Annotated in this window: 18 protein-coding genes; 8 read left to right on the top strand and 10 right to left on the bottom strand. The window is 67.3% G+C overall.

All coding sequences use genetic code 11. The features are described 5' to 3' along the window. The first annotated feature begins 250 nt into the window (after positions 1 to 250). Positions 251 to 1201 (top strand): AraC family transcriptional regulator N-terminal domain-containing protein, encoded by a 951-nt coding sequence (locus tag ACFTZB_RS26510; protein ID WP_378435660.1) that lies wholly within the window; start codon positions 251 to 253, stop codon positions 1199 to 1201. A 134-nt stretch (positions 1202 to 1335) separates the two neighbouring features. Here ACFTZB_RS26510 and ACFTZB_RS26515 read toward each other — a convergent pair whose 3' ends face one another. Next, positions 1336 to 1791, bottom strand: a complete 456-nt coding sequence (locus ACFTZB_RS26515) for a MarR family winged helix-turn-helix transcriptional regulator (protein WP_378435662.1) — start codon at positions 1789 to 1791, stop codon at positions 1336 to 1338. Between the two features lie 91 nt (positions 1792 to 1882). Here ACFTZB_RS26515 and ACFTZB_RS26520 point away from each other — a divergent pair, with 91 nt between their 5' ends. Both ACFTZB_RS26520 and ACFTZB_RS26525 read left to right on the top strand, forming a co-directional pair. Next, positions 1883 to 2506: a UbiX family flavin prenyltransferase gene (locus ACFTZB_RS26520; protein ID WP_378435664.1), complete on the top strand. Its 624-nt coding sequence runs from the start codon at positions 1883 to 1885 to the stop codon at positions 2504 to 2506. Next, positions 2490 to 3962, top strand: a complete 1473-nt coding sequence (locus tag ACFTZB_RS26525; protein WP_378435665.1) for a UbiD family decarboxylase — start codon at positions 2490 to 2492, stop codon at positions 3960 to 3962. The genes ACFTZB_RS26520 and ACFTZB_RS26525 overlap by 17 nt, the downstream gene beginning before the upstream one ends. 106 nt (positions 3963 to 4068) lie before the next feature. On the opposite strand, the gene ACFTZB_RS26530 is transcribed toward ACFTZB_RS26525, so the two are convergent. The 6 genes from ACFTZB_RS26530 to ACFTZB_RS26555 all read right to left on the bottom strand — a co-directional run bounded on the left by ACFTZB_RS26530 (position 4069) and on the right by ACFTZB_RS26555 (position 11134). Continuing rightward, a complete protein-coding gene (locus tag ACFTZB_RS26530) occupies positions 4069 to 5622 on the bottom strand; it encodes an AMP-binding protein (RefSeq protein ID WP_378435667.1) in 1554 nt (517 codons plus the stop codon). A 134-nt stretch (positions 5623 to 5756) separates the two neighbouring features. Continuing rightward, a complete protein-coding gene (locus ACFTZB_RS26535) occupies positions 5757 to 6842 on the bottom strand; it encodes an ABC transporter ATP-binding protein (RefSeq protein WP_378435669.1) in 1086 nt (361 codons plus the stop codon). Positions 6843 to 6893: 51 nt separating this feature from the next. After that, a complete protein-coding gene (locus tag ACFTZB_RS26540) occupies positions 6894 to 7772 on the bottom strand; it encodes a carbohydrate ABC transporter permease (protein ID WP_378435671.1) in 879 nt (292 codons plus the stop codon). Beyond that, the gene (locus tag ACFTZB_RS26545) at positions 7772 to 8737 is read right to left on the bottom strand and encodes a carbohydrate ABC transporter permease (RefSeq protein ID WP_378435673.1); all 966 of its coding nucleotides are present in this window, start codon (positions 8735 to 8737) and stop codon (positions 7772 to 7774) included. The genes ACFTZB_RS26540 and ACFTZB_RS26545 overlap by 1 nt, the downstream gene beginning before the upstream one ends. Beyond that, positions 8734 to 10059, bottom strand: coding sequence for a sugar ABC transporter substrate-binding protein (locus ACFTZB_RS26550; RefSeq protein WP_072937039.1), 1326 nt, complete (start codon positions 10057 to 10059; stop codon positions 8734 to 8736). The genes ACFTZB_RS26545 and ACFTZB_RS26550 overlap by 4 nt, the downstream gene beginning before the upstream one ends. A gap of 52 nt (positions 10060 to 10111) precedes the next feature. After that, positions 10112 to 11134, bottom strand: coding sequence for a sugar-binding transcriptional regulator (locus tag ACFTZB_RS26555; RefSeq protein ID WP_378435675.1), 1023 nt, complete (start codon positions 11132 to 11134; stop codon positions 10112 to 10114). A 150-nt stretch (positions 11135 to 11284) separates the two neighbouring features. Between ACFTZB_RS26555 and ACFTZB_RS26560 the strand changes: the two genes are divergently transcribed. Genes ACFTZB_RS26560 through ACFTZB_RS26575 form a run of 4 tightly spaced genes read left to right on the top strand, consistent with a single transcriptional unit; the run spans position 11285 to position 16089 of the window. Beyond that, positions 11285 to 12289, top strand: coding sequence for an NAD(P)-dependent alcohol dehydrogenase (locus ACFTZB_RS26560; RefSeq protein ID WP_378435690.1), 1005 nt, complete (start codon positions 11285 to 11287; stop codon positions 12287 to 12289). Between the two features lie 10 nt (positions 12290 to 12299). Further along, on the top strand, positions 12300 to 13781 hold the full coding sequence (locus tag ACFTZB_RS26565) for a mannitol dehydrogenase family protein (RefSeq protein ID WP_378435677.1): 1482 nt from the start codon (positions 12300 to 12302) through the stop codon (positions 13779 to 13781). After that, the gene (locus ACFTZB_RS26570; RefSeq protein WP_378435679.1) at positions 13778 to 14701 is read left to right on the top strand and encodes a carbohydrate kinase; all 924 of its coding nucleotides are present in this window, start codon (positions 13778 to 13780) and stop codon (positions 14699 to 14701) included. The genes ACFTZB_RS26565 and ACFTZB_RS26570 overlap by 4 nt, the downstream gene beginning before the upstream one ends. Continuing rightward, entirely contained in the window at positions 14698 to 16089 is a 1392-nt protein-coding gene (locus ACFTZB_RS26575; RefSeq protein WP_378435681.1) for a xylulokinase, read from the top strand. Before ACFTZB_RS26570 ends, ACFTZB_RS26575 begins: the two co-directional genes overlap by 4 nt. A gap of 34 nt (positions 16090 to 16123) precedes the next feature. Here ACFTZB_RS26575 and ACFTZB_RS26580 read toward each other — a convergent pair whose 3' ends face one another. After that, positions 16124 to 17131 (bottom strand): NADP-dependent oxidoreductase, encoded by a 1008-nt coding sequence (locus ACFTZB_RS26580; RefSeq protein WP_378435683.1) that lies wholly within the window; start codon positions 17129 to 17131, stop codon positions 16124 to 16126. Positions 17132 to 17156: 25 nt separating this feature from the next. After that, complete coding sequence (locus ACFTZB_RS26585) at positions 17157 to 17543, bottom strand: DUF1304 domain-containing protein (RefSeq protein ID WP_124393977.1); 387 nt, start codon at positions 17541 to 17543, stop codon at positions 17157 to 17159. A gap of 80 nt (positions 17544 to 17623) precedes the next feature. On the opposite strand from ACFTZB_RS26585, the gene ACFTZB_RS26590 reads away from it, so the two are divergent. Further along, complete coding sequence (locus ACFTZB_RS26590) at positions 17624 to 18220, top strand: TetR/AcrR family transcriptional regulator (RefSeq protein WP_378435686.1); 597 nt, start codon at positions 17624 to 17626, stop codon at positions 18218 to 18220. 43 nt (positions 18221 to 18263) lie between these two features. Here ACFTZB_RS26590 and ACFTZB_RS26595 read toward each other — a convergent pair whose 3' ends face one another. Further along, on the bottom strand, positions 18264 to 19493 hold the full coding sequence (locus ACFTZB_RS26595; protein WP_378435688.1) for an allantoate amidohydrolase: 1230 nt from the start codon (positions 19491 to 19493) through the stop codon (positions 18264 to 18266). Positions 19494 to 19597 lie beyond the last annotated feature (104 nt).

Raw genomic sequence — 19597 nt, forward strand, 5'->3', positions numbered from 1 at the left:
ATTAGAGAGCCCCCGACGGGCGCAGGAACAGCCTCAGCAGAGAGTCGCGCTGGAATCCGCAATCGAACCGCAGGATTCTGCTAACAAAGCGCGACCACGTGGGTTACCGGCAGGTACTGGTCATTCGTCCGGGTACGGGACTTCCAGTAATGCGTGAAAATCAGTCGAAGAAGAATGGCGAATTGCGGTTATAGTGTTTCAATCCGAGGAGCGGGTTGATCCGCCACTTACCCCCGCACGGGAGGCTGCGATGAACGCACTGAATCCGCTCGAGTTCCGAATCACCTCGGGAGATCTGGTCGCCGAACTCAAGTCCCGCGCTCCGGAGCCGGGCACCAACGACGGGTTGTGGCCCGGGCTGACCATCTACCGGTTCGACGCACCCGCGGAGCCGCAGTGGGAAGAGGTCCGCGAACTTCATTTGTGCGTGATCGCGCAGGGCCGCAAATGCGTCACGACGAACGGGAACGCCTGCTATTACGACCCGTTCACGTATCTGGCGATCAGCAACCATGTTCCGTTCCTGACGGAGATCATCGAAGCCAGCCCGGCGAAGCCCTTCCTGTCGTTCGGACTCCAGCTCGATCCGGAACTGGTGCGACAGGTGTCGTCCGACATCCTCCTGGAGCGGGAGACCACGGCATTCACCCGCGCGCGGCCGAAGAGCGAGGCGCACCACGACTTCGTCTCCGCCCTGGACCGCGACATGCTGGACGCGATCCTGCGCTTCCTCCGCGCACTCTCGACCGGAGCCGACCGCCGCGTGCTCGCGCCGACATACCTGAAGGAAATCGTCTACCGGGCGCTGCAGGCCGAGCAGTACACCCGCCTGGTCGAAAGAGCGGCGAGTGAGAGCGCGAGCAACCCCGTCAGCGCCGTCATCGCGTACGTGCAGGAACACCTCGCCGAGCCGCTGAGCGTGAGCGAACTCGCCGAGCGCGCGTTCATGAGTCCGTCCGCGTTCTCGCACCTGTTCCGGGATGTGACCGGACGATCGCCGTACCAGTTCGTGAAGGAGATCCGGCTGAACAAGGCGCGTGAGCTGCTGATCGAGAACGAGTGCAACGTCACGGAGATTTCGAAGGCCGTCGGTTACCGAAGCACGTCGCACTTCATCAACGAGTTCCGCGAGCGGTACGGAACGACGCCCCGCGCGTGCAGCGATGCATTGGCCGGCACCGAGCGACGCGCGCGCGGCTGACCCGAGGCTTGTCATCGAGACCGTAGCGCCGACCTTCCCTGTGGATGCTGCAGTCTCGACGTCGTGAATCCAACTGTTCTCGAATGGTTTTCATCGAAATCGATCTCGCGTGACCTTCGCGCCGGACTGCCGGGTTACTGCAGCCCTGTCATCTTGCTCAGCAAGCGTTTCAGTTCCGCGATATCGCCGGGCTCCAAGCCGGAGGTAACCATGGCTTCGGCCTGCCGAGCTTCGTCGATCATCTGATTCAACGCCTTGCGGCCGGCGGCAGTGAGGGAGACCAGCTTGCGCCGGCGGTCGGCCGGATCGAAGTGCGTCCTGACCAGACCGCCCTTGCCCATCTTGTCGATCAGGTAGGTCCCGGTCGCCTTGTCGAAACCCGCGCGACTTCCGAGCGTCTGCTGATCACAGGTCTTCATCTCGGCGAGCACGACGAGAATGGCGTACTGAACCGCGGACAGACCGGTAGTCACGGTCGAGGTCCAGCTGGTCGTGCACCGCTGGCCGGCCCGGCGGATCAGGTGCATGAGCGCAGTATCGCCGTGCGGCCAGAGCGGCGCGGAAAGAACGGATTCGGTGTTGTCGGTCATAGCGTCTCTTGACTCCTCATAGTCTCGTATTTATAGTTCGTACTCGAACTGTTTTAACACGAACTGCGCCTTGCGAGTTCGGCCGGACCGAATGAAGGCAGTGGGCATGAAGCTTGTAGTAGGAATGACCGGCGCGACCGGCGCCGCAATCGGAATTCGCATTCTCGAGGCACTGAGTGACCTCGGGGTCGAAACCCATCTGGTGATAACGAAGTGGGCTCGCGCGACCATTCACATGGAGACTCCTTATTCGGTTAACGACGTCATGGCACTTGCATCGAAGACATACAGCGAGCAAGATCAGGCAGCAGCCATCGCCAGTGGCTCCTACCGCGTAGACGGCATGATAGTCGCTCCGTGCAGCATGAAGACGCTCGCGGCCATCCGTTGCGGTTACGGCGACGGGCTCGTCGCCCGGGCGGCCGACGTCTCACTGAAGGAACAACGACGCCTCGTCCTCGTTCCCCGCGAATCTCCCTTGAGTGCAATTCATCTCGAAAACATGCTCGCATTGACCCGGGCGGGCGCCATGATGCTTCCGCCCATGCCTGCCTTCTACAACAACCCCGAGACGACAGCCGACATCGTCGATCACATCGTCTCCCGGGTCCTCGACCAGTTCGGCCTGGACAACAGCCTCACCACGCGGTGGAACGGAACAAAGGCCGCCCGCAATCATTCGATCGAAGGAATGCCCCATGACGTACCTCAGTGACCTGAGAAGCTATATCGCCGCACTCGACGATCTCGGCGACATCACGCACATCACCCGTCAGGTCGACGGCGATCTCGAGCCCGGCGCCATCACCCGGCGCAGTTGCGAAATCAATTCGCCGGCACCGCTGTTCGAGAACATCGCGGGTGCCGAGCCGGGATTCCGCATCCTCGGCGGACCGGCCGCGCTCTCTTCCCGACCCGACATGCCGTATGCCCGGGTCGCACTGTCACTGGGCCTGCCGCCGGAGTCGGCCGGCCCCGAGATCGTCGAGGCTCTCGCGGCCGCGCGCGACCTTCCGCTCACACCGCCCGTCCTCGTCGACCCGTCCGAGGCACCCTGTCAGCAGAACGTTCTCCGCGGCGAGGATGCGAATCTCGACCTGTTCCCCATCCCGTTCGCCCACGGGAAGGACGGCGGACGCTACGCCAACACGTGGGGCACCCTGATCGTGAAAACACCCGACGGCAGATGGGTGAACTGGGCGATCGCCCGCATCATGAAGGTCGACGGTCGGAGAATGGTGGGCCTCGTCGTACCGAGCCAGCACACCGGCCAGATCTGGGCCGAGTGGGTGAAGCTGGGCGAGCCCATGCCCTATGCGCTCGTGCAAGGACCTGCACCGGCGATCTCGTGTGTCTCGGGTATCCCCCTGCCCGCCGAGGTCGACGAGGTCGACTATGTGGGAGCCCTGGTGGGTGAACCGGTCGAACTCGTCAAGGCGATCAGCGTAGACCTCGAGGTTCCCGCGACCGCGGAGATCGTGATCGAGGGTCACGTGTCCACCACCCGCGACTGCATGGAGGGGCCTTACGGCGAGTACGGCGGATACCTCGGCACCGGCTCGTCACTCCAGCCCACCTTCCATGTCGAGACGATCACTCACCGCGACGAACCGATCTGGCCGCTGGTGGTGGCCGGGCGCCCGGCGGACGAATCACACACCATCTGGGCCATGGGCATCGCCGCCGACGCCCTGGCCCACCTCCGGGCCGCGAAGCTTCCGGTGAAGACCGTCTGGGCACCGGAGGGCGCCGCGGTGCACTGGCTCCTGGTAGTCGTGCCGGCGGACTGGCGTGACGAGCTACCGGGCGTCTCGAGTGAACAGTTCGCGAAACGGGTGGGCGACGTTCTGTTCGAGACCGGCGCGATGCTGTTCATCCCGAAGGTCTTCCTCGTCGACGACGACATCGACCCGACGAACCTCTCGGATGTCGTGTGGGCCATCTCCACCCGTGTGCACCCCACCGGCCGGCGCGCGGTATTCGAGGACCAGCGGATCGTTCGGCTGCCGCAGTGTTACGACGAGGGTGAGTACGCCTCCGGACAGGGCCCGAAGATCGTCTACGACCTGCTCCTGCCCGCATTCGGAGAGGGCCGGGATCTCCACTCGTCGTTCGAGCAGGGTTACCCGGAAGAGCTCAAACAGCGCGTGCTGGCCCACTGGCCGGCCTGAGCCCGGCCGGCTGGCGTTTGATTCGGCTTCGGTGGGGCGGGCACACCTCCCACCCCACCGAGGTCTTTTCACATCACGCCGGCGTGTGGACGCCGAAAACTCGATGTCAGTTGACCTGACGTGCGTGTCCGTCCCAATACGGGGAGCGCAGTTTGAACTTCTGCAGCTTGCCGGTGGCGGTGCGGGCCAGCTCGCTGCGGAACTCCACCGAGGTCGGTGCCTTGTACCCGGCCAGATGCTGCTTGCACCAGCCGATCAGTTCCGCCTCGGTGCTGTCGCCCGGCTCCACGTCCGGGTGCAGTACCACCAGGGCCTTGATCGTCTCTCCCCACTTCTCGCTCGGCACCGCGATCACGGCCACCTCGGACACGGCCGGGTGGGAGAACAGGCAGTCCTCGACCTCGATCGAAGACACGTTCTCACCGCCGGTGATGATGACATCCTTCTTCCGATCGGCGATGGTCAGATACCCGTCCTCGCCGACCGCGCCACCGTCACCGGTGTGGAACCAGCCACCGGCCAGCGCCTTCTCGGTCTCCTCCGGTTTGTTCCAGTAGCCCTCCATCACGACGTTGGAGCGGGCCAGCACCTCCCCCGCGCCTTCCTCGGATTCCTCGATCTGCAGCCGGACACCGAGCGCCGGGGCGCCGGCCCGGATCAGTTTCGCCGCGCGGGTCTCCGGGTCGAGGTCGTCCCATTCGGCGCGGGTGCGGTTGACGGTCAGCAGCGGGGAGGTTTCGGTGAGACCGTAGATCTGGATGAACTCCCAGCCAAGCTCTTCCTCGACCCGCACGACGGTCGTCGTGGGCGGCGGCGCAGCGGCCATGATGATCCGCACCCGGTCCCGGCCGGGAATCTCGCCCTCCCAAGTCTGTGCGGCCTCGAGGACCGCGGACGCGACCGCCGGCGCCCCACAGAGCACCGTGACCCCGTGGTCGCGGACCCGCCTCAGGATCTCGGCGCCGTCGACCTTGCGCAGGATGATGTGCCGGGCGCCGACGCCGGTCAGCGCGAACGGTTGACCCCAGCCGTTGCAATGGAACATCGGCAGCGTGTGCAGGTACACGTCCCGGTCACCGATCCCGGCGTGCAGCCCGAACGTGACCGCATTGACCCAGATGTTGCGGTGAGTGATCTCCACCCCCTTCGGGCGGGCGGTGGTCCCGGAGGTGTAGTTGAGGGTGGCAATAGCCGACTCGTCCGGCTCCCACGGCTGCGGCACCGCCCCGGGAGCGGCGTAGAGGTCGGTGTCCGAGCCCAGGACGAACTTGTGCTCGCAGTCGACCTCCTCGAGCGCGTCCTCGAGTTCGGGATCGACGTAGAGGACGCGGGCACCGGAGTCCTCGACGATGTAACGGACCTCGTCGGGACGCAGCCGGAAGTTGACCGGAACCAGCACCCGGCCCGAACCGCTGACCCCGAAGAACGAGGTCATCAACCGGCTGGAGTTGTGGCTGACGATCGCGACCCGCTCACCGGCGCCGATGCCGAGTTCGTCGAGCTTGGCGGACTGGCGGCGGGCCAGGTCGGCGATCTCGGCGTAGGTCAGCGACCCCTGGGACGGGGCGGGTTGGTCAGGTTCGTCGACCACACCGATCCTGTCCCCGTACACGGTCGCCGCGCGGTCGAGGAAATCGTTGACACTGAACGGGACAAACACAACTCCTCCTACGGATGTTCGTGCGCCGGTGATGCCAGGGTTCCGCCCTGGTGTCGCTACCGGACGAGGTCACTACATCTTCGCCTGTGCCGAGGTGTGCGTCGAGATGCGAGTCGTAGCCCTGGCCCCCGAAGTCAGTCCCCGATCCGATCCCCCGTCTCCGGGTGGAACAGGTGCACGGCTCCGTCCCGCTTGCGCAGTGACACGGTGTCGGCGAGCCGGGCGGGGGTGCGGGTCAACGACCGGGCGACGAGTTGAGTGCCGTCCCCGGCGATGTGGGTGTGGACGTAGGATTCACTCCCGAGTTCCTCGACGAGGTCGACGATCACCTCGATGCCGCCCTCCCCGGTCGACAGTTCGAGCTGCTCGGGCCGCACGCCGACCGTCACGGTCTCCAGGCCGGCGGCGTGCAGCGTCGACAGCTGGTCGCGTTCGAGCGGGAGCGTGGAGTTTCCGAGCCGCACACCGTCGCTGACGATGGGCATGGTCATCAGGTTCATCGCCGGGGAACCGATGAAGCCGGCCACGAAGGCGTTGGTGGGACGGTCGTACAGCTCGGTGGGTGCCGAGAACTGCTGCAGCTTACCGTTCTTGAGGACGGCCACCCGGTCACCCATGGTCATGGCCTCCACCTGGTCGTGGGTGACGTAGACGGTGGTGGTGCCGAGCCGGCGCTGCAGTGCCGCGATCTGGGTGCGGGTCTGAACGCGGAGTTTGGCGTCGAGGTTGGACAGAGGCTCGTCCATGCAGAAGACCTGCGGCTCACGCACGATGGCGCGCCCCATCGCAACACGCTGCCGCTGACCACCGGACAGCTTGCCGGGCTTGCGGTCGAGATAATCGGTGAGGTCGAGGAGTTTGGCCGCCTCCGCCACCTTCTTCTTGCGTTCCTCGACGCCGACGCCGCGCATCTTCAGCGCGAAGCCCATGTTCTCGCCCACCGTCTTGTTCGGGTAGAGGGCGTAGTTCTGGAACACCATCGCGATGTCGCGATCCTTCGACGGCACCCCCACCATGTCCTTGCCGTTGATGGTGATGGTGCCCTCGTCGATGTCCTCGAGGCCGGCGAGCATCCGCAGCGCCGTGCTCTTGCCGGAACCGGACGGTCCGACGAGGACGATGAACTCGCCGTCTTCGATCTCGAGGTCGAGCGTATCGACCGCCAGCGTGTCGGCGTTCTCGTAGATGCAGGATGCGCCCTTGTACGCGATGTCAGCCATGATTGCTCCTCTGGTGGGTACCGAAATCGGGGGAAATGATTGCCGGGGTGATCATTTGATCGCGCCGAAGGACAGGCCGCGGACCAGTTTGTTCTGCGCGACCCAGCCGGCCAGGATGACCGGGAGCGCCGCCAGCGTCGCCGCCGCCGACAGCCGGGCCCAGTACAGGCCCTCACCGGTGATGAATCCGACGAGGAACACCGGAATGGTCTGCGCCTGGACGGCCGTGAGATTGACAGCGAAGAAGAATTCGTTCCACGAGAAGATCACGCAGATCAGCGCGGTGGCCGCGATACCGGGTGACACCAGCGGAAGGATCACCTCGCGCACCGACGTCCACAGGCTCGCGCCGTCCATGCTCGCGGCCTCCAGGATTTCGCCCGGGACCTCGAGGAAGAACGAGCGCATCATCCACACCGCGATCGGCAGGTTCATCGCCGTGTACAGGATGATCAGCGCCCAGATGTTGTCGAGCAGGCCGATGTCGTTGACGATCACGTACAGCGGGATGATCGCGGCCACGATCGGGAGCATCTTGGTGCTGATGAAGAAGAACAGGGCGTCCTTCGTCTTGCGGACCGGCCGCAGTGACAGCGCGAACGCCGCCGGGACGCCGAGCACCAGCACGATGATCGTCGACACAGCGGTCGCGAACGCCGAATTCAGCAGTGCCGTGCCGATTCCGCTGTCGAGGACCGCCTTGAACTGGTCCAGCGTGGGCGTGAAGAACAGTTTCGGCGGAGTCGTGTAGGCGTCGCCCTCCTGCTTGAACGCGGTGAGCACCATCCACGCCACCGGGAAGAAGAACCCGAGCGCCACGATCCACGCCACCACACTCCACGGACTGAACTTGCGATGCTTGCGCGCCCGCTTCGTCTCCGGGGCGGCGGGAGCGGACTCCACCGGCGCCGCCGCAGTGTCGGTACTCATCACGCTGCCTCCTCGTTACCGGTAAAGCTCTTGAAGATCAGGCGCAACGCCAGGGTCGCGACGACGATCGTCGCGATCACGACGATGACGCCCATCGCCGCGGCCTGCCCGATGTCGAAACCGAGGAATGCGCGCTGGTAGATGTAGAAGGGAAGGTTGGCACTGGCGGTGCCCGGCCCGCCCTGGGTCATCATGTAGATGGCGTCGAACGTGTTGATCAGATAGATGGCGCCGAGCACCGCACCGAGTTCGATGAACCGGCGCAGGTGCGGGAGCGTCAGTTCGCGGAACATCGCGAACGGTTTGGCGCCGTCCACCCGTGCCGCCTCGAGGATGTCGCGCGGCATGGACTGCAGCCCGGCCAGGATCAGCAGCATCATGAACGGCGTCCACTGCCACACCAGGCTGACCATCACCGAGGCCAGCGGGAACTTGCTGACCCAGTCGACCTGCCCCACTCCGAACGGGGAGAGCACGAAGTTGACGATGCCGAACACCGGGTCGAACATCGTCGTCTTCCACAGCAGCGCGCCCGCGACGGGTGTCACCAGGAACGGCGTGATGAGCAGGGTACGCACGATTCCGCGGCCCAGGAACGCTCGGTCCAGCAGCAGCGCGAGCAGCAGGCCCAGCACCACCGAGATCAGCACGGTCCCGACGATCAGGATCACGGTGTTGACCGCGACCTCACGGAACTGGCTGTCCTTGAACACGTCCACGTAGTTCTGCAGCCCGATGAACTCGCGGGAGCCGGGTCGCACCAGGTTCCACGACTGCGTCGAGTAGTACAGCGTGAACAGGAACGGGATCTGGGTCACCACGATCATGAATATCAGGGCGGGCAGCAACGGCCCCCGGCGGCGCCAGCCCTCGGCCCGGGAGACGCTGTCGTCCTTGGCCTCCCGGAGTTCCCGCACCCGGTCGGCGGTGCCGTCCGCGGTGGGTTTCTCGGCGATGGTGGTCATCTTTCCTCCCGGTAGGTCGCGCCGACGACCTCGGCGTACTGCTGAGCCTGGGCGAGTGCCTCGGGCACGGTCTGCTGGCCGGCGATCGCGGCGCTGATCTGCTGGCTGACGCGGGTTCCGAGGTCCTGGAACTCGGGGATCGCCAGGAACTGCACGCCCGTGTACGGAACCGGTTGCACAGTGGGCGCTTCCGGGGTCGCGTTCTCGATCGCCTCGAGCGTCAGCGGTCCGTACGCGGCCGAGGCCTCCTTGTACTCGGGAATCTCGTAGGTCGAGAGCCGGCTGCCCGGAGGCACCCGCTCCCAGCCGAGATCCTCACCGACCGTGCGTATGTATTGCTTGTCGGTCATCCACGAAATGAACTTCCAGGCCGCATCGGGGTTCTCGCTGCTCTCGGGGATTCCCAGCGCCCAGCTGTACAGCCAGCCGGAGTTGTCCTTCACCTCGATGGGCGCGGGCGCATACCCGATCTTGCCGACGACGGCACTCGACGACGGATCCTCGAGCGTGGAGACGGCGGACGTCGAGTCGTACCACATCGCCACCTGCCCCTGAGCGAGCTGCGTGGCGCACTCGCCGAAACCGCTCGTCGCGGCGCCGGGCTCGCCGTACTCGCGCACCAGGTCTACGTAGAACTGGACCGCGCGTTCCACCTCGGGGCTGGTCAGCTGAGCGTTCCAGTCCTCGTCGAACCAGCGGCCACCGAACGTATTGATGACGGTGTCGAGGGGTGCGAGCAGTTCACCCCAGCCGGGCTTGCCGCGCAGGCAGATGCCGGCCATGTCCTCGGAGTCGAGTTGCTTCGCCGCCGCGGCGACCTCCGTCCAGGTCGGCTTCTCCGACAAGGTGATTCCGGCCTGCTCGAACAGGTCCTTGCGGTACATCAGGAACGAGGACTCGCCGTAGAACGGCACCGAGTACATGCTCCCGTCGTAGGACAGCGACTCGCGCAGGGTGGGGATGAAGTCGGCCTCGTCGTAGCCCTCCGTCGCCTGGGCGTACTCCGACAGGTTCTTCAGCCAGCCGTACTGCGCCCACTGCGGCGTCTCGTAGTTGCTGATCATCACGACGTCGAACTCCCCGCCGCCGGTCGCGGTGGATGCCGTGATCTTCGCGCGCGCCTGGTTCTCCGACAGCGTGACGAATTTCAGGTCGATGTCGGGATTCTCCTCCTCGAACTGCGAGGCGAGTTTCTGGGCGTCCTGCATCTGTGAGTTGGAGACCATCGCGATGGTGATGGTCTGGTCCGACGCGCCCAGCGATCCGGCGCCCGCGCATCCGCTGAGCGTGAGGCAGAGCGCTCCTGCCCCCGCTACCAGCATCGTCGCCGGTTTCCTGTGTTTCTTCACCGATCTTCACCTCTCTTGCGTGGTGCTACTGGTCGAGCAGCCAACGCGCGCATTCGATGTCGCAGACCAGCATCTTGGCCAGTCCGCCGTGGAGGGCACCCAGTGCCGCTTGGTGTTTGGCGACGCCACCGGTGACGAGGATCGATCCCTCGCACGCGCGGATGTCGTCGAGAGGAACGGACATGGCCCGTTCGTCCAGTGGGCCGGACACCTCGGTTCCGTCGAGCCGGTAGAAGCGTCCACCGACTTCGCCGACCGCGCCGAGGCCGGTGAGCACGGACAGCATGTCCGTGTCGATGAAGCTGCCTTCGAACAGGGTGGTCGACGTGGACACGGCGCCCGTGCCGAACATCATCATCTGCGCGGTCCGCCCGGCCTCGAGCGCTTTGGAGATGACGGAGTCGCCCCGCATGGATACCACGGTCGACGCGTCCGCGTACAGGGGCACGGGCAGCCGAACGGTGTTGGCCTGCAGCTGCTCCGCGCATCGGCCGAGCACGTACTCCGTTCCCGTCTGATAGTTGATCGCACTCACCGAGCCGTCGAGCTGGACGACGGATGCGCACGTGGCCGCACCGGACGGCAACCCCTGCGCGACGGCGACCGTCTCCGGCCCCCAGGTGAATCCGAGGGTGTCGCCTTCCCGGATCCGGCGAACCAGCAGGGACGCGGCGGCGCGCCCGACACCCGCGAAACTGTTGTGGTCGTCGATCGCACCGGCGGCGTCGACGGAATCGGCGACCACCACCGCCTCGACGAGGCCGTACTTCTCCTCGAGCGCGCGCTCCTCGTCCGAGCGCAGCGAGTCACGCAGATGCGCGGGTGCCTGCACCTCGATGCGCACCAGGCCCTGGGCGCGGGCTCGTGCCACCAGCCGGCCCGCCGTCGGGCGGGAGACGCCGAGGCGCGTGGCGACCTCGGCCTGGGTCATTCCGTCGAGGTAGTACAACGTTGCGGCGCGCAACGCGAGGCGCAGATCCTCCGTCGTGGACGGCGGCGGTGCCGCGATGGGAGACGGCGTCGGGGCCGTCGAGTTGGGGGACGTCACTGGTTCTCCTCGCCATGATCCCGAGCCCGTCGAGCGTGTCTTCGGAGCCTCGAGAAACCGTGAGCAAATGATCACTATGCGTTCATCTGCTCAGTACGCTAGCATCGAAGTGTGACCCACACAACACTCCCCTTGGAAATCCCCAGGACGATGCGTGCCGGCGTACTCGTCGAGCCGGGCGTGATCGAGATCCGGGAGCGGCCCGTGCCCGCTCCCGGCCCCGGCGACGTCCTGATCCGCGTGGCCTCGGTCGGCGTCTGCGGATCGGACACCCACTACTACCGCGAGGGCCGCATCGGCGAGTTCGTGGTCGACCAGCCGATCGTGCTGGGACACGAGGCGTCGGGCACCGTGGTCGGTGTCGGGGCCGGCGTCGCGGCGGAGCGCATCGGGCAGCGGGTCTCCATCGAACCGCAGCGCCCCGACCCGGACACCGACGAATCCCGGCGCGGTCTCTACAACCTGTGCCCGCACATGCAGTTCTATGCCACCCCGCCGATCGACGGGGCGCTGGCCGAATACGTGACCATCGGCTCGGCGTTCGCCCATCCGGTTCCCGACGAGATGTCCGACGACGCGGCCGCGCTGTGCGAGCCGTTGTCCGTGGCCATCGCCACCACCCGCAAGGCCGGCGTGACGGCAGGCTCCCGGGTGCTGATCGCGGGCGCGGGGCCGATCGGGATCGCGACGGTGCAGACGGCCCTGGCCTTCGGCGCCACCGAAGTCATCGTCTCGGACCTCGACCCCCAGCGACGCGACGTCGCAACGAAATTCGGTGCCACCACCGTGCTCGACCCCCGCGAGCAGGACGTCGCGGGACTGCACGTGGACGCGTTCGTCGACGCGTCCGGCGCCCCGAGCGCGGTCCTCGCCGGCATCCGGGCGGTCCGGCCCGCGGGAATCGTGGTCCTGGTCGGCATGGGCGCCCCCGAGATGGCGCTGCCCGTCCAGACCATTCAGAACCGAGAGTTGGTGCTGACCGGGGTGTTCCGCTACGCCAACACCTGGCCGACGGCGATCGCGCTGGCGCGGTCCGGGCGCGTCGACCTCGATTCGATGGTCACCGAAAGATTTCCGCTCGCCGAGGCGGAACAAGCACTGAACGCAGACCGGACGCCGGGCAGCCTCAAGGCCGTCGTACGCGTCCAGGAATGAGGAGAGACCGATGCAACTGAGCGCGCAGGCACTGCAGCAGTTCGACGACACCGTGCAGGTGCCGAACTACGATCGAAGCGACATCACCGTGGGCATAGTGCATTTCGGTGTCGGCGGATTCCACCGCGCGCATCAGGCGATGTACGTCGATCGGCTGCTCCGGCAGGGCGGCGTCCGCGACTGGGGCATCTGCGGAGTCGGGGTGCTGCCCGGCGACCGGCGCATGAAGGACGTCCTCGACGCACAGGACGGCCTGTACACGCTGGCGCTCCGTCACGCCGACGGCACCTGGGACGTGAGCGTCATCGGTTCCATCGTGGACTACCTCCTCGCCCCCGACGACCCCGAGGCGGTCATCGAGAAGATCGCCGCGGAGACCACCCGGATCGTCTCGCTGACGATCACGGAGGGCGGCTACAACTTCACCCATGACACCGGCGAGTTCGACGCCGCCAACCCCGACGTCGTGCACGATCTCACGGACGGCGCCGTCCCGCGGACCACGTTCGGTCTCGTCGTCGAGGCCCTGTCCCGCCGTCGCGCGCGCGGGTTGCCGTCGCCGACCGTCATGTCCTGCGACAACATTCAGGCCAACGGCGGCGTGGCGCGCCGGATGTTCCTGGCGTACGCAGAGTTGAAGGACCGGGACCTCGCCGAGTGGATGCGCACCGAGACGTCGTTCCCCAACTCCATGGTCGACCGCATCACGCCCGTCACCACCCCCGAGGTTACGGCGGCGCTGTCGTCGCGCTTCGGCGTCGACGACCGGTGGCCCGTCGCCGCGGAGCCGTTCACGTCGTGGGTGCTCGAGGACGCGTTCCCGCTCGGCCGCCCCGCGTTCGAGGACGTCGGTGTGCAGGTGGTCGACGACGTCGAACCGTACGAACTGATGAAACTGCGCCTGCTCAACGCCAGCCATCAGGGTCTCTGCTATTTCGGGTACCTGTCGGGGTACCGGCTGGTGCACGACGTCGCCCAGGATCCGCTGTTCGCCGACTTCCTGCTGGCGTACATGGACGAGGAGGCCACACCCACCCTGGCGCCGGTGCCCGGGGTCGACCTCGACGAGTACAAGCGCACGCTCATCGAGCGCTTTTCCAATCCCGAGATCCGCGACACCGTCGCCCGGCTCTGCGCCGAATCGTCCGACCGCATCCCGAAGTGGCTGTTGCCGGTAATCCGCGAGAACCTGTTGTCCGACCGGCACATTCGACTGTCGGCCGCGATCGTGGCGAGCTGGGCCCGCTACGCCGAGGGCGTCGACGAGGACGGCGAACCCATCGACGTCGTCGACCAGTTGAAGGACTCCCTCGTCCCGATCGCGCGCAGCCAGCACGAGAACCCCACGGCCTTCATCGAGAACCGATCCGTCTTCGGCGATCTGGCCGACAACCCGCGCTTCGTCACCGCCTACCTGTGGGCGCTGGACTCACTGCACGGCGTCGGCGCACGGAAGACACTCGAGGCCCTGCGTGAGAAGGTGCAGTCATGAGTCTGATCATCGGTGAAGCCCTCATCGACATCGTCACGGCGAGCGACGGCACGACCACCGAATACGTCGGTGGCAGCCCGCTCAACGTCGCGGTCGGTCTCGGCAGGCTCGGGCGTCCGGTCGAGTTCGTCACCCGGATCGGCGACGACACCCGGGGTGCTGCGATCGTCCGGCACCTGCAGCAGTCGGGGGTGAGCGTCGCGCCCGGCAGTGTCACCGCGCAGCGAACGGCGACGGCCCACGCCACCCTCGACGCCGCCGGGTCCGCCACCTACGAGTTCGACCTTGAGTGGGATCTTCCCTCCCCCAGCGGTGCGTCGGCCCCGTCGCTCGTGCATACCGGTTCCATTGCCGCCGTGCTGGAACCCGGCTGCGACGTCGTGGCAAACATGCTCGATCGCCGCCGCTCCTCGGCGACGATCAGCTACGACCCCAACGTGCGACCGGTGCTGGTCACCGACCGGGCCCGCGCCCGGCAGCGGATCGAGCACCTCGTGTCGATCTCCGACATCGTCAAGGTCAGCGACGAAGACCTGCGCTGGTACGACCCCGACCGGGATCCGGTCGACATCGCCCGCGAGTGGCTGTCGCGCGGTCCGGCGATGGTCGCGGTGACGAAGGGCGCCGAGGGCGCCTTCGCGGTCTGCGCGGCCGGACTCGTCGAGGTCGCAGCCCGGAACGTCGAGGTGGTCGACACCGTCGGGGCCGGCGACGCGTTCATGGCCGGACTCCTCGACGGATTCTGGTCGCACGGCTTCCTCGGCGCGGAGAGCCGCGCCGCCCTCCGCGCGATCGAACCGAACGAACTGCGGAACGTGCTCGACAACGCCGTGCTGATGTCCGGTCTCACGGTCGCGCGCGCCGGGGCGGACCTCCCCACCCGCGAGACACTGGACCGCGCGGCGGGTGTCCGGCAATGACACTCGTCGCGGGAATCGACTCGTCCACCCAGTCGTGCAAGGTGATGGTCTGCGACGCCGACACCGGCGCACTCGTCCGCGAGGGCAAGGCCCCGCACCCGGACGGCACCGAGGTCGATCCGCAGGCGTGGGCTTCGGCCCTCGACGCCGCCGTGGACGCCGCAGGTGGCCTGGACGATGTCGCCGCGGTGTCGGTCGGCGCGCAACAGCACGGCATGGTCTGCCTCGACGACGCGGGCACGGTCGTGCGTCCGGCGTTGCTGTGGAACGACACTCGCTCCGCCGGCGCCGCCGAACAACTGGTGGACGACCTCGGCGGTCCGGACGCGTGGGCGGACGCCGTGGGTGTGGTGCCCCTCGCGGCGATCACCGTCAGCAAGCTGCGCTGGCTCGCCGATTCCGAACCGGCGAACGCCGACCGGACGTCCGCGGTGTGCCTGCCCCACGACTGGCTCGCCTGGCAGCTCACCGGCAGGTCGGATCTCGGCACACTGGCCACCGACCGCGGCGACGCCAGCGGCACCGGATACTTCTCCGCCGCAACGGATTCCTACCGGTCCGACCTGCTGTCGCTGGCACTGCGGGGACGCACCGCCGCCGTGCCGCGTGTCGCCGGACCGGCCGAGCGGATCGGGGAGACCCGCTGGGGCGCCGCCGTCGGACCGGGCACCGGCGACAATGCCGCCGCGGCGCTCGCTCTCGACGCGCGGGAAGGTGACGTCGTCGTCTCCGTGGGAACGTCGGGTGTCGTGTCCGCGGTATCGGTGACACCGGCGAACGATCCGGGCGGTTTCGTCGCCGGCTTCGCCGACGCCACCGGACGCCAGCTGCCGCTCGTGTGCACGCTGAACGCCGCCCGGGTCCTCGACGCGACCGCCTCGCTGCTGGGGGTCGATCACGACCAGCTGTCGCGGCTGGCGTTGTCGGCGCCGTCCGGCAGCGGCGGCCTGGTGATGGTGCCGTACTTCGAGGGCGAACGCACCCCCAACCGTCCCGACGCCACCGGATCCGTTCACGGTCTGCGGCTGGCCAATTCGACGCCCGCGCACCTCGCCCGCGCGGCCGTCGAGGGGCTGCTGTGCGGCCTGGCGGAAGGCATCGACCACCTGATCGCCCAGGGTGTCACGGTGCGCCGCATCCTCCTGATCGGCGGCGGTGCCCGCTCACAGGCACTGTGTGAACTCGCGCCCGCCATCTTCGGGGCGCCGGTGCTCGTTCCGCAGCCGGCGGAATACGTCGCGATCGGCACGTGCCGTCAAGCGGCCTGGACCCTGGCCGGGACCCCCGAGCCGCCGCAGTGGAGCCAGACGTCCACCCGGCGCTTCGAGGCCGACCCGGCACCCGACGTCCGCGAGCGGTACAGGCGCTCCGCGCCTGTGCGCGGTTAACGAGTCTCTGGACTCCTTAACCGCGCACAGGTGGCTACGCCACCTTCACCAGCATCTTCCCGACGTTCGCGCCGCGCATGAGCTGCAGGAACGCGTCGACCGAGTTCTCGATGCCGTCGACGACGGTCTCGTCGTGCACCACATCGCCGGACGCGAGCCACGGTCCCATCTTGGCGGCGAACTCGGGGAACACGTGAGTGTAGTTGCCGAGCGTGAAACCCTCGAGGGTGAGCCCGCGGCTGATGATGTTCACCATGTTGTCGGGACCGGGCGTGCGCTCGGTGGCGTTGTACGCCGCGATCGCGCCGCACAGTGCGGCCCGCCCGCCCGGGCGCATGACATCGAGGGCGGCCTCGAGGTGGTCGCCACCGACGTTGTCGAAGTAGACGTCGATGCCGTCGCCCGCGAGTCCGCGCAGCTGCTCGCGCACGGGTGCCTGCTTGTAGTCGAAGGCCGCGTCGTATCCGTAGCGGTCGGTCAGCAGCGCGACCTTCTCCGCGGACCCGGCGGAACCGATCACCCGGGACGCGCCTTCGAGTCGTGCGATCTGGCCGGCGGCAGTTCCCACTGCACCGGCTGCCCCGGAGATGAACACGGAGTCGCCGGCCTTCAGGTGGGCGATGTGGACCAGCCCGACGTAGGCGGTGAGCCCGGTCAGTCCGAGAATCCCCAGGTAAGCCGAGATCGGCACTCCCGGAATCTCTTCGACGACCCGGAACGCGGAGGCGTCACCCTGCGCGACGTCGCGCCACCCGAGGTCGTGGACGACCACCGAGCCGACCGGATGGGTGGCGGCGGTGGATTCGACGACGCGACCGACGGCCCCGCCGGTCATCGTCTCACCCAGCACGAACGGCGGGATGTACGACTTCACGTCGTTCATCCGGCCGCGCATGTAGGGGTCGACCGAGACGAACTCGTTGGCCACCCGCACCTGCTCGGGTCCGAGGTCGGGCAACTCGACGGTGGCGGTGCGGAAGTCGTCCGGGGTGGGCCAGCCCACCGGCCGGTTGATCAGTTGAATCTGGGTGCTCGACGGCATGGTGTTCCTTTCGATGCATCTGAGGTCACAGCGCCAGTCCGAGCGCGAGGAGGATGACGGCGAGCAGCGGCAGCGTCCCCTGGGTGATCGCCGCGCGCGCCTTGTCGGGCGACGACAGCAGGAGCACGAGCGCCGCGAGCAGCATGGAGCCCGCTCCGGCGAAGACGAGGGCCGAACCGACGGCGGTGGCGCCGATGGCGACGGCGACGATGCCGACTGCCGTCACGATCGCCAGGAAGAGGTTGTAGAAGCCCTGGTTGAAGGCAAGCTCTTTGGTAGCGGCGGCCTCGTCGGCGCTGGTCCCGAACGTCGCGCGGGTGCGCGGCGCCGTCCAGAGGACGGACTCGAGCACGAAGATATACACGTGGAGCGCACTGGCGAGTGCGGCAAGAACAAGACCCGCGGCGACCATACGAAACCCCTCCTCGTTCTGAACTGACCATTTCAATATATACTGAAATGGTCGTTTCACAACCACGAGTGAGGACCGTCATGCCGCGCACGCAGGACTTCGACACGGCCGAGGTGGTCGCCCGCGCCCGCGACCTGTTCTGGGACAAGGGCTTCGAAGCCACATCGATACCCGACCTCGAGCGCGTCACCGGTTTGAATCGGTCGAGCCTCTACAACGCCTTCACCAACAAACGCGGACTCTACGACGCCGCCGTCGACGACTACCTGGACCGCGTGGTGCGTCCCCGGCTCCGCATCCTGACCGACGAGCCGACCCGCCCCGACGCCGCCTCGCGCTACTACCGCAGCCTCGCCGGCGCCCTCGCGTCCCTCCCCGATGAAGCCCCCGGACGCGGCTGCCTGCTGCTCAACAGTGCCGCCGGTTTCGCCGCACACGACGACGCACAACGGTCCGTCGTCGAGAGCTACCAGCGCGAACTGTCCGGGGCGCTCACCCACGCACTCCGAGCCCACGACCCCGACGCCTCGGCCGCCACCCTGCAGCACCGGGCTCGGCTCCTGACGTCCCTGTCCGTCAGCGCCCTCCTGCTGTCGCGGGTCGACCGCGACGAGGCCGTCGCGGTCGCGAACACCCCCCTCGAACAGCTCGAGGAGTGGAGCCCCTCCCGTACGTGAGTGGCAAAGAGTGCCCCGGCACGCTTTGACGCTCACGTGGGGGTCAGGTGGCGGTCACCCAGTCGGCCATGACGTCCGCCAGCGCCTCCGCGCCACGGTTGCAGTCGTCCGATTCGGCGAATTCGTCGGGCGAGTGCGACACACCGGTGGGGTTGCGGACGAACATCATCGCAGTGGGCACCTTCGCCGACAGGATCCCCGCGTCGTGGCCGGCCGCAGTCGGGAGGACGGGGATGTCGCCGAGGTGAGCGAGGGAGCGGCGCAGTCGTTCCCGGGTGTCGTGCGGGAATTCGACGATCGGTGTCACCGATTCGGCGTCGACGTCGAGACCGATGCCGTCGGCGGCCGCGTAGGCCCGCGCCTCGGCGGTGATCTGCTGCACCAGTTTCGTCAGCGTCTCCTCGTCGGCGGCCCGGGCGTCGAGCCACGCCCGCACCTCCGAAGGAATCGCATTGGCACCGTTGGGAAGTACCCGCACCTTGCCGAACGTCGCGACCGCCTCGTGCAGTGCCGCGGCGGACCGTGCGGTGTGTACCGAGGACGCGAACGCGAGCATCGGGTCGCGGCGGTCGACCAATCGGGTGGCACCTGCGTGGTTGGCCTCCCCCGAGAAAACGAACTGCCACCGCCCGTGCGGCCAGATCGACGAGGCCACGGCGATGGGGCTGTCGATCAGGTCCAGAGCGCGCCCCTGCTCGACGTGCAGTTCGACGTACACGCCGACGCGGTCGACGAGGTCGGGGTCCTCGCCGAGATGCTGAGGGTTGCGGCCAGCGGAGATCAGCGCCTCGCCGAGGCTGATGCCGTCGTTGTCCCGCAGCGCCAGGGCACGGGCGGGTGCCACCGCCCCGGTCGACAGCTGTGAACCGACGCAGGCGACACCGAACCGGGCGCCCTCTTCGTCGGAGAACGCGGTGACCGCCACCGGACGCGTCGGCACGATCCCCCGTTCTCGCACGAGGTCGATCGCCGCGAACGCCGACACGACCCCGAGAGGTCCGTCGTAGGCGCCGCCGTCGGGCACGGAGTCGAGATGCGACCCGGTGACGAACGCGTCGCGGGGATCACCCGACCACCCCTCGGGCATCCACCAGGCCCAGAGGTTGCCGTTGCGGTCTTCCTCGACGCTCATCCCCCGCTGCCGGGCGCAGTCGCCGAACCATTCTCGCAGCGTCATGTCGGCGTCGTTCCACGCGAAGCGGCGGTACCCGCGCGTCGACTTGTGCTGACCGACATCGAGAATGGTCGCCCACAGCGAATCGAACGAAGTCATGTATTGGGTCCTCTACTCGTAGGAATAGGCGCTTCGCGCCCGTGCGTGGTTAACGAGTCTCTGGACTCCTTAAGCACGCACGGGCGGCGGAGCCGCCTACAGTG

The sequence above is a fragment of the Rhodococcus sp. NPDC057014 genome, from assembly GCF_042673295.1.
Classification (GTDB): domain Bacteria; phylum Actinomycetota; class Actinomycetes; order Mycobacteriales; family Mycobacteriaceae; genus Rhodococcus_F.

What these genes read in the sequence shown, in the direction of transcription:
- ACFTZB_RS26510 (WP_378435660.1), top strand. Translation starts at nt 251, where the DNA reads ATGAACGCACTGAATCCGCTCGAGTTCCGAATCACCTCGGGAGATCTG.
- ACFTZB_RS26515 (WP_378435662.1), bottom strand. Translation starts at nt 1,791, where the DNA reads ATGACCGACAACACCGAATCCGTTCTTTCCGCGCCGCTCTGGCCGCAC.
- ACFTZB_RS26520 (WP_378435664.1), top strand. Translation starts at nt 1,883, where the DNA reads ATGAAGGCAGTGGGCATGAAGCTTGTAGTAGGAATGACCGGCGCGACC.
- ACFTZB_RS26525 (WP_378435665.1), top strand. Translation starts at nt 2,490, where the DNA reads ATGACGTACCTCAGTGACCTGAGAAGCTATATCGCCGCACTCGACGAT.
- ACFTZB_RS26535 (WP_378435669.1), bottom strand. Translation starts at nt 6,842, where the DNA reads ATGGCTGACATCGCGTACAAGGGCGCATCCTGCATCTACGAGAACGCC.
- ACFTZB_RS26540 (WP_378435671.1), bottom strand. Translation starts at nt 7,772, where the DNA reads ATGAGTACCGACACTGCGGCGGCGCCGGTGGAGTCCGCTCCCGCCGCC.
- ACFTZB_RS26545 (WP_378435673.1), bottom strand. Translation starts at nt 8,737, where the DNA reads ATGACCACCATCGCCGAGAAACCCACCGCGGACGGCACCGCCGACCGG.
- ACFTZB_RS26550 (WP_072937039.1), bottom strand. Translation starts at nt 10,059, where the DNA reads ATGCTGGTAGCGGGGGCAGGAGCGCTCTGCCTCACGCTCAGCGGATGC.
- ACFTZB_RS26560 (WP_378435690.1), top strand. Translation starts at nt 11,285, where the DNA reads ATGCGTGCCGGCGTACTCGTCGAGCCGGGCGTGATCGAGATCCGGGAG.
- ACFTZB_RS26565 (WP_378435677.1), top strand. Translation starts at nt 12,300, where the DNA reads ATGCAACTGAGCGCGCAGGCACTGCAGCAGTTCGACGACACCGTGCAG.
- ACFTZB_RS26570 (WP_378435679.1), top strand. Translation starts at nt 13,778, where the DNA reads ATGAGTCTGATCATCGGTGAAGCCCTCATCGACATCGTCACGGCGAGC.
- ACFTZB_RS26575 (WP_378435681.1), top strand. Translation starts at nt 14,698, where the DNA reads ATGACACTCGTCGCGGGAATCGACTCGTCCACCCAGTCGTGCAAGGTG.
- ACFTZB_RS26580 (WP_378435683.1), bottom strand. Translation starts at nt 17,131, where the DNA reads ATGCCGTCGAGCACCCAGATTCAACTGATCAACCGGCCGGTGGGCTGG.
- ACFTZB_RS26585 (WP_124393977.1), bottom strand. Translation starts at nt 17,543, where the DNA reads ATGGTCGCCGCGGGTCTTGTTCTTGCCGCACTCGCCAGTGCGCTCCAC.
- ACFTZB_RS26590 (WP_378435686.1), top strand. Translation starts at nt 17,624, where the DNA reads ATGCCGCGCACGCAGGACTTCGACACGGCCGAGGTGGTCGCCCGCGCC.
- ACFTZB_RS26595 (WP_378435688.1), bottom strand. Translation starts at nt 19,493, where the DNA reads ATGACTTCGTTCGATTCGCTGTGGGCGACCATTCTCGATGTCGGTCAG.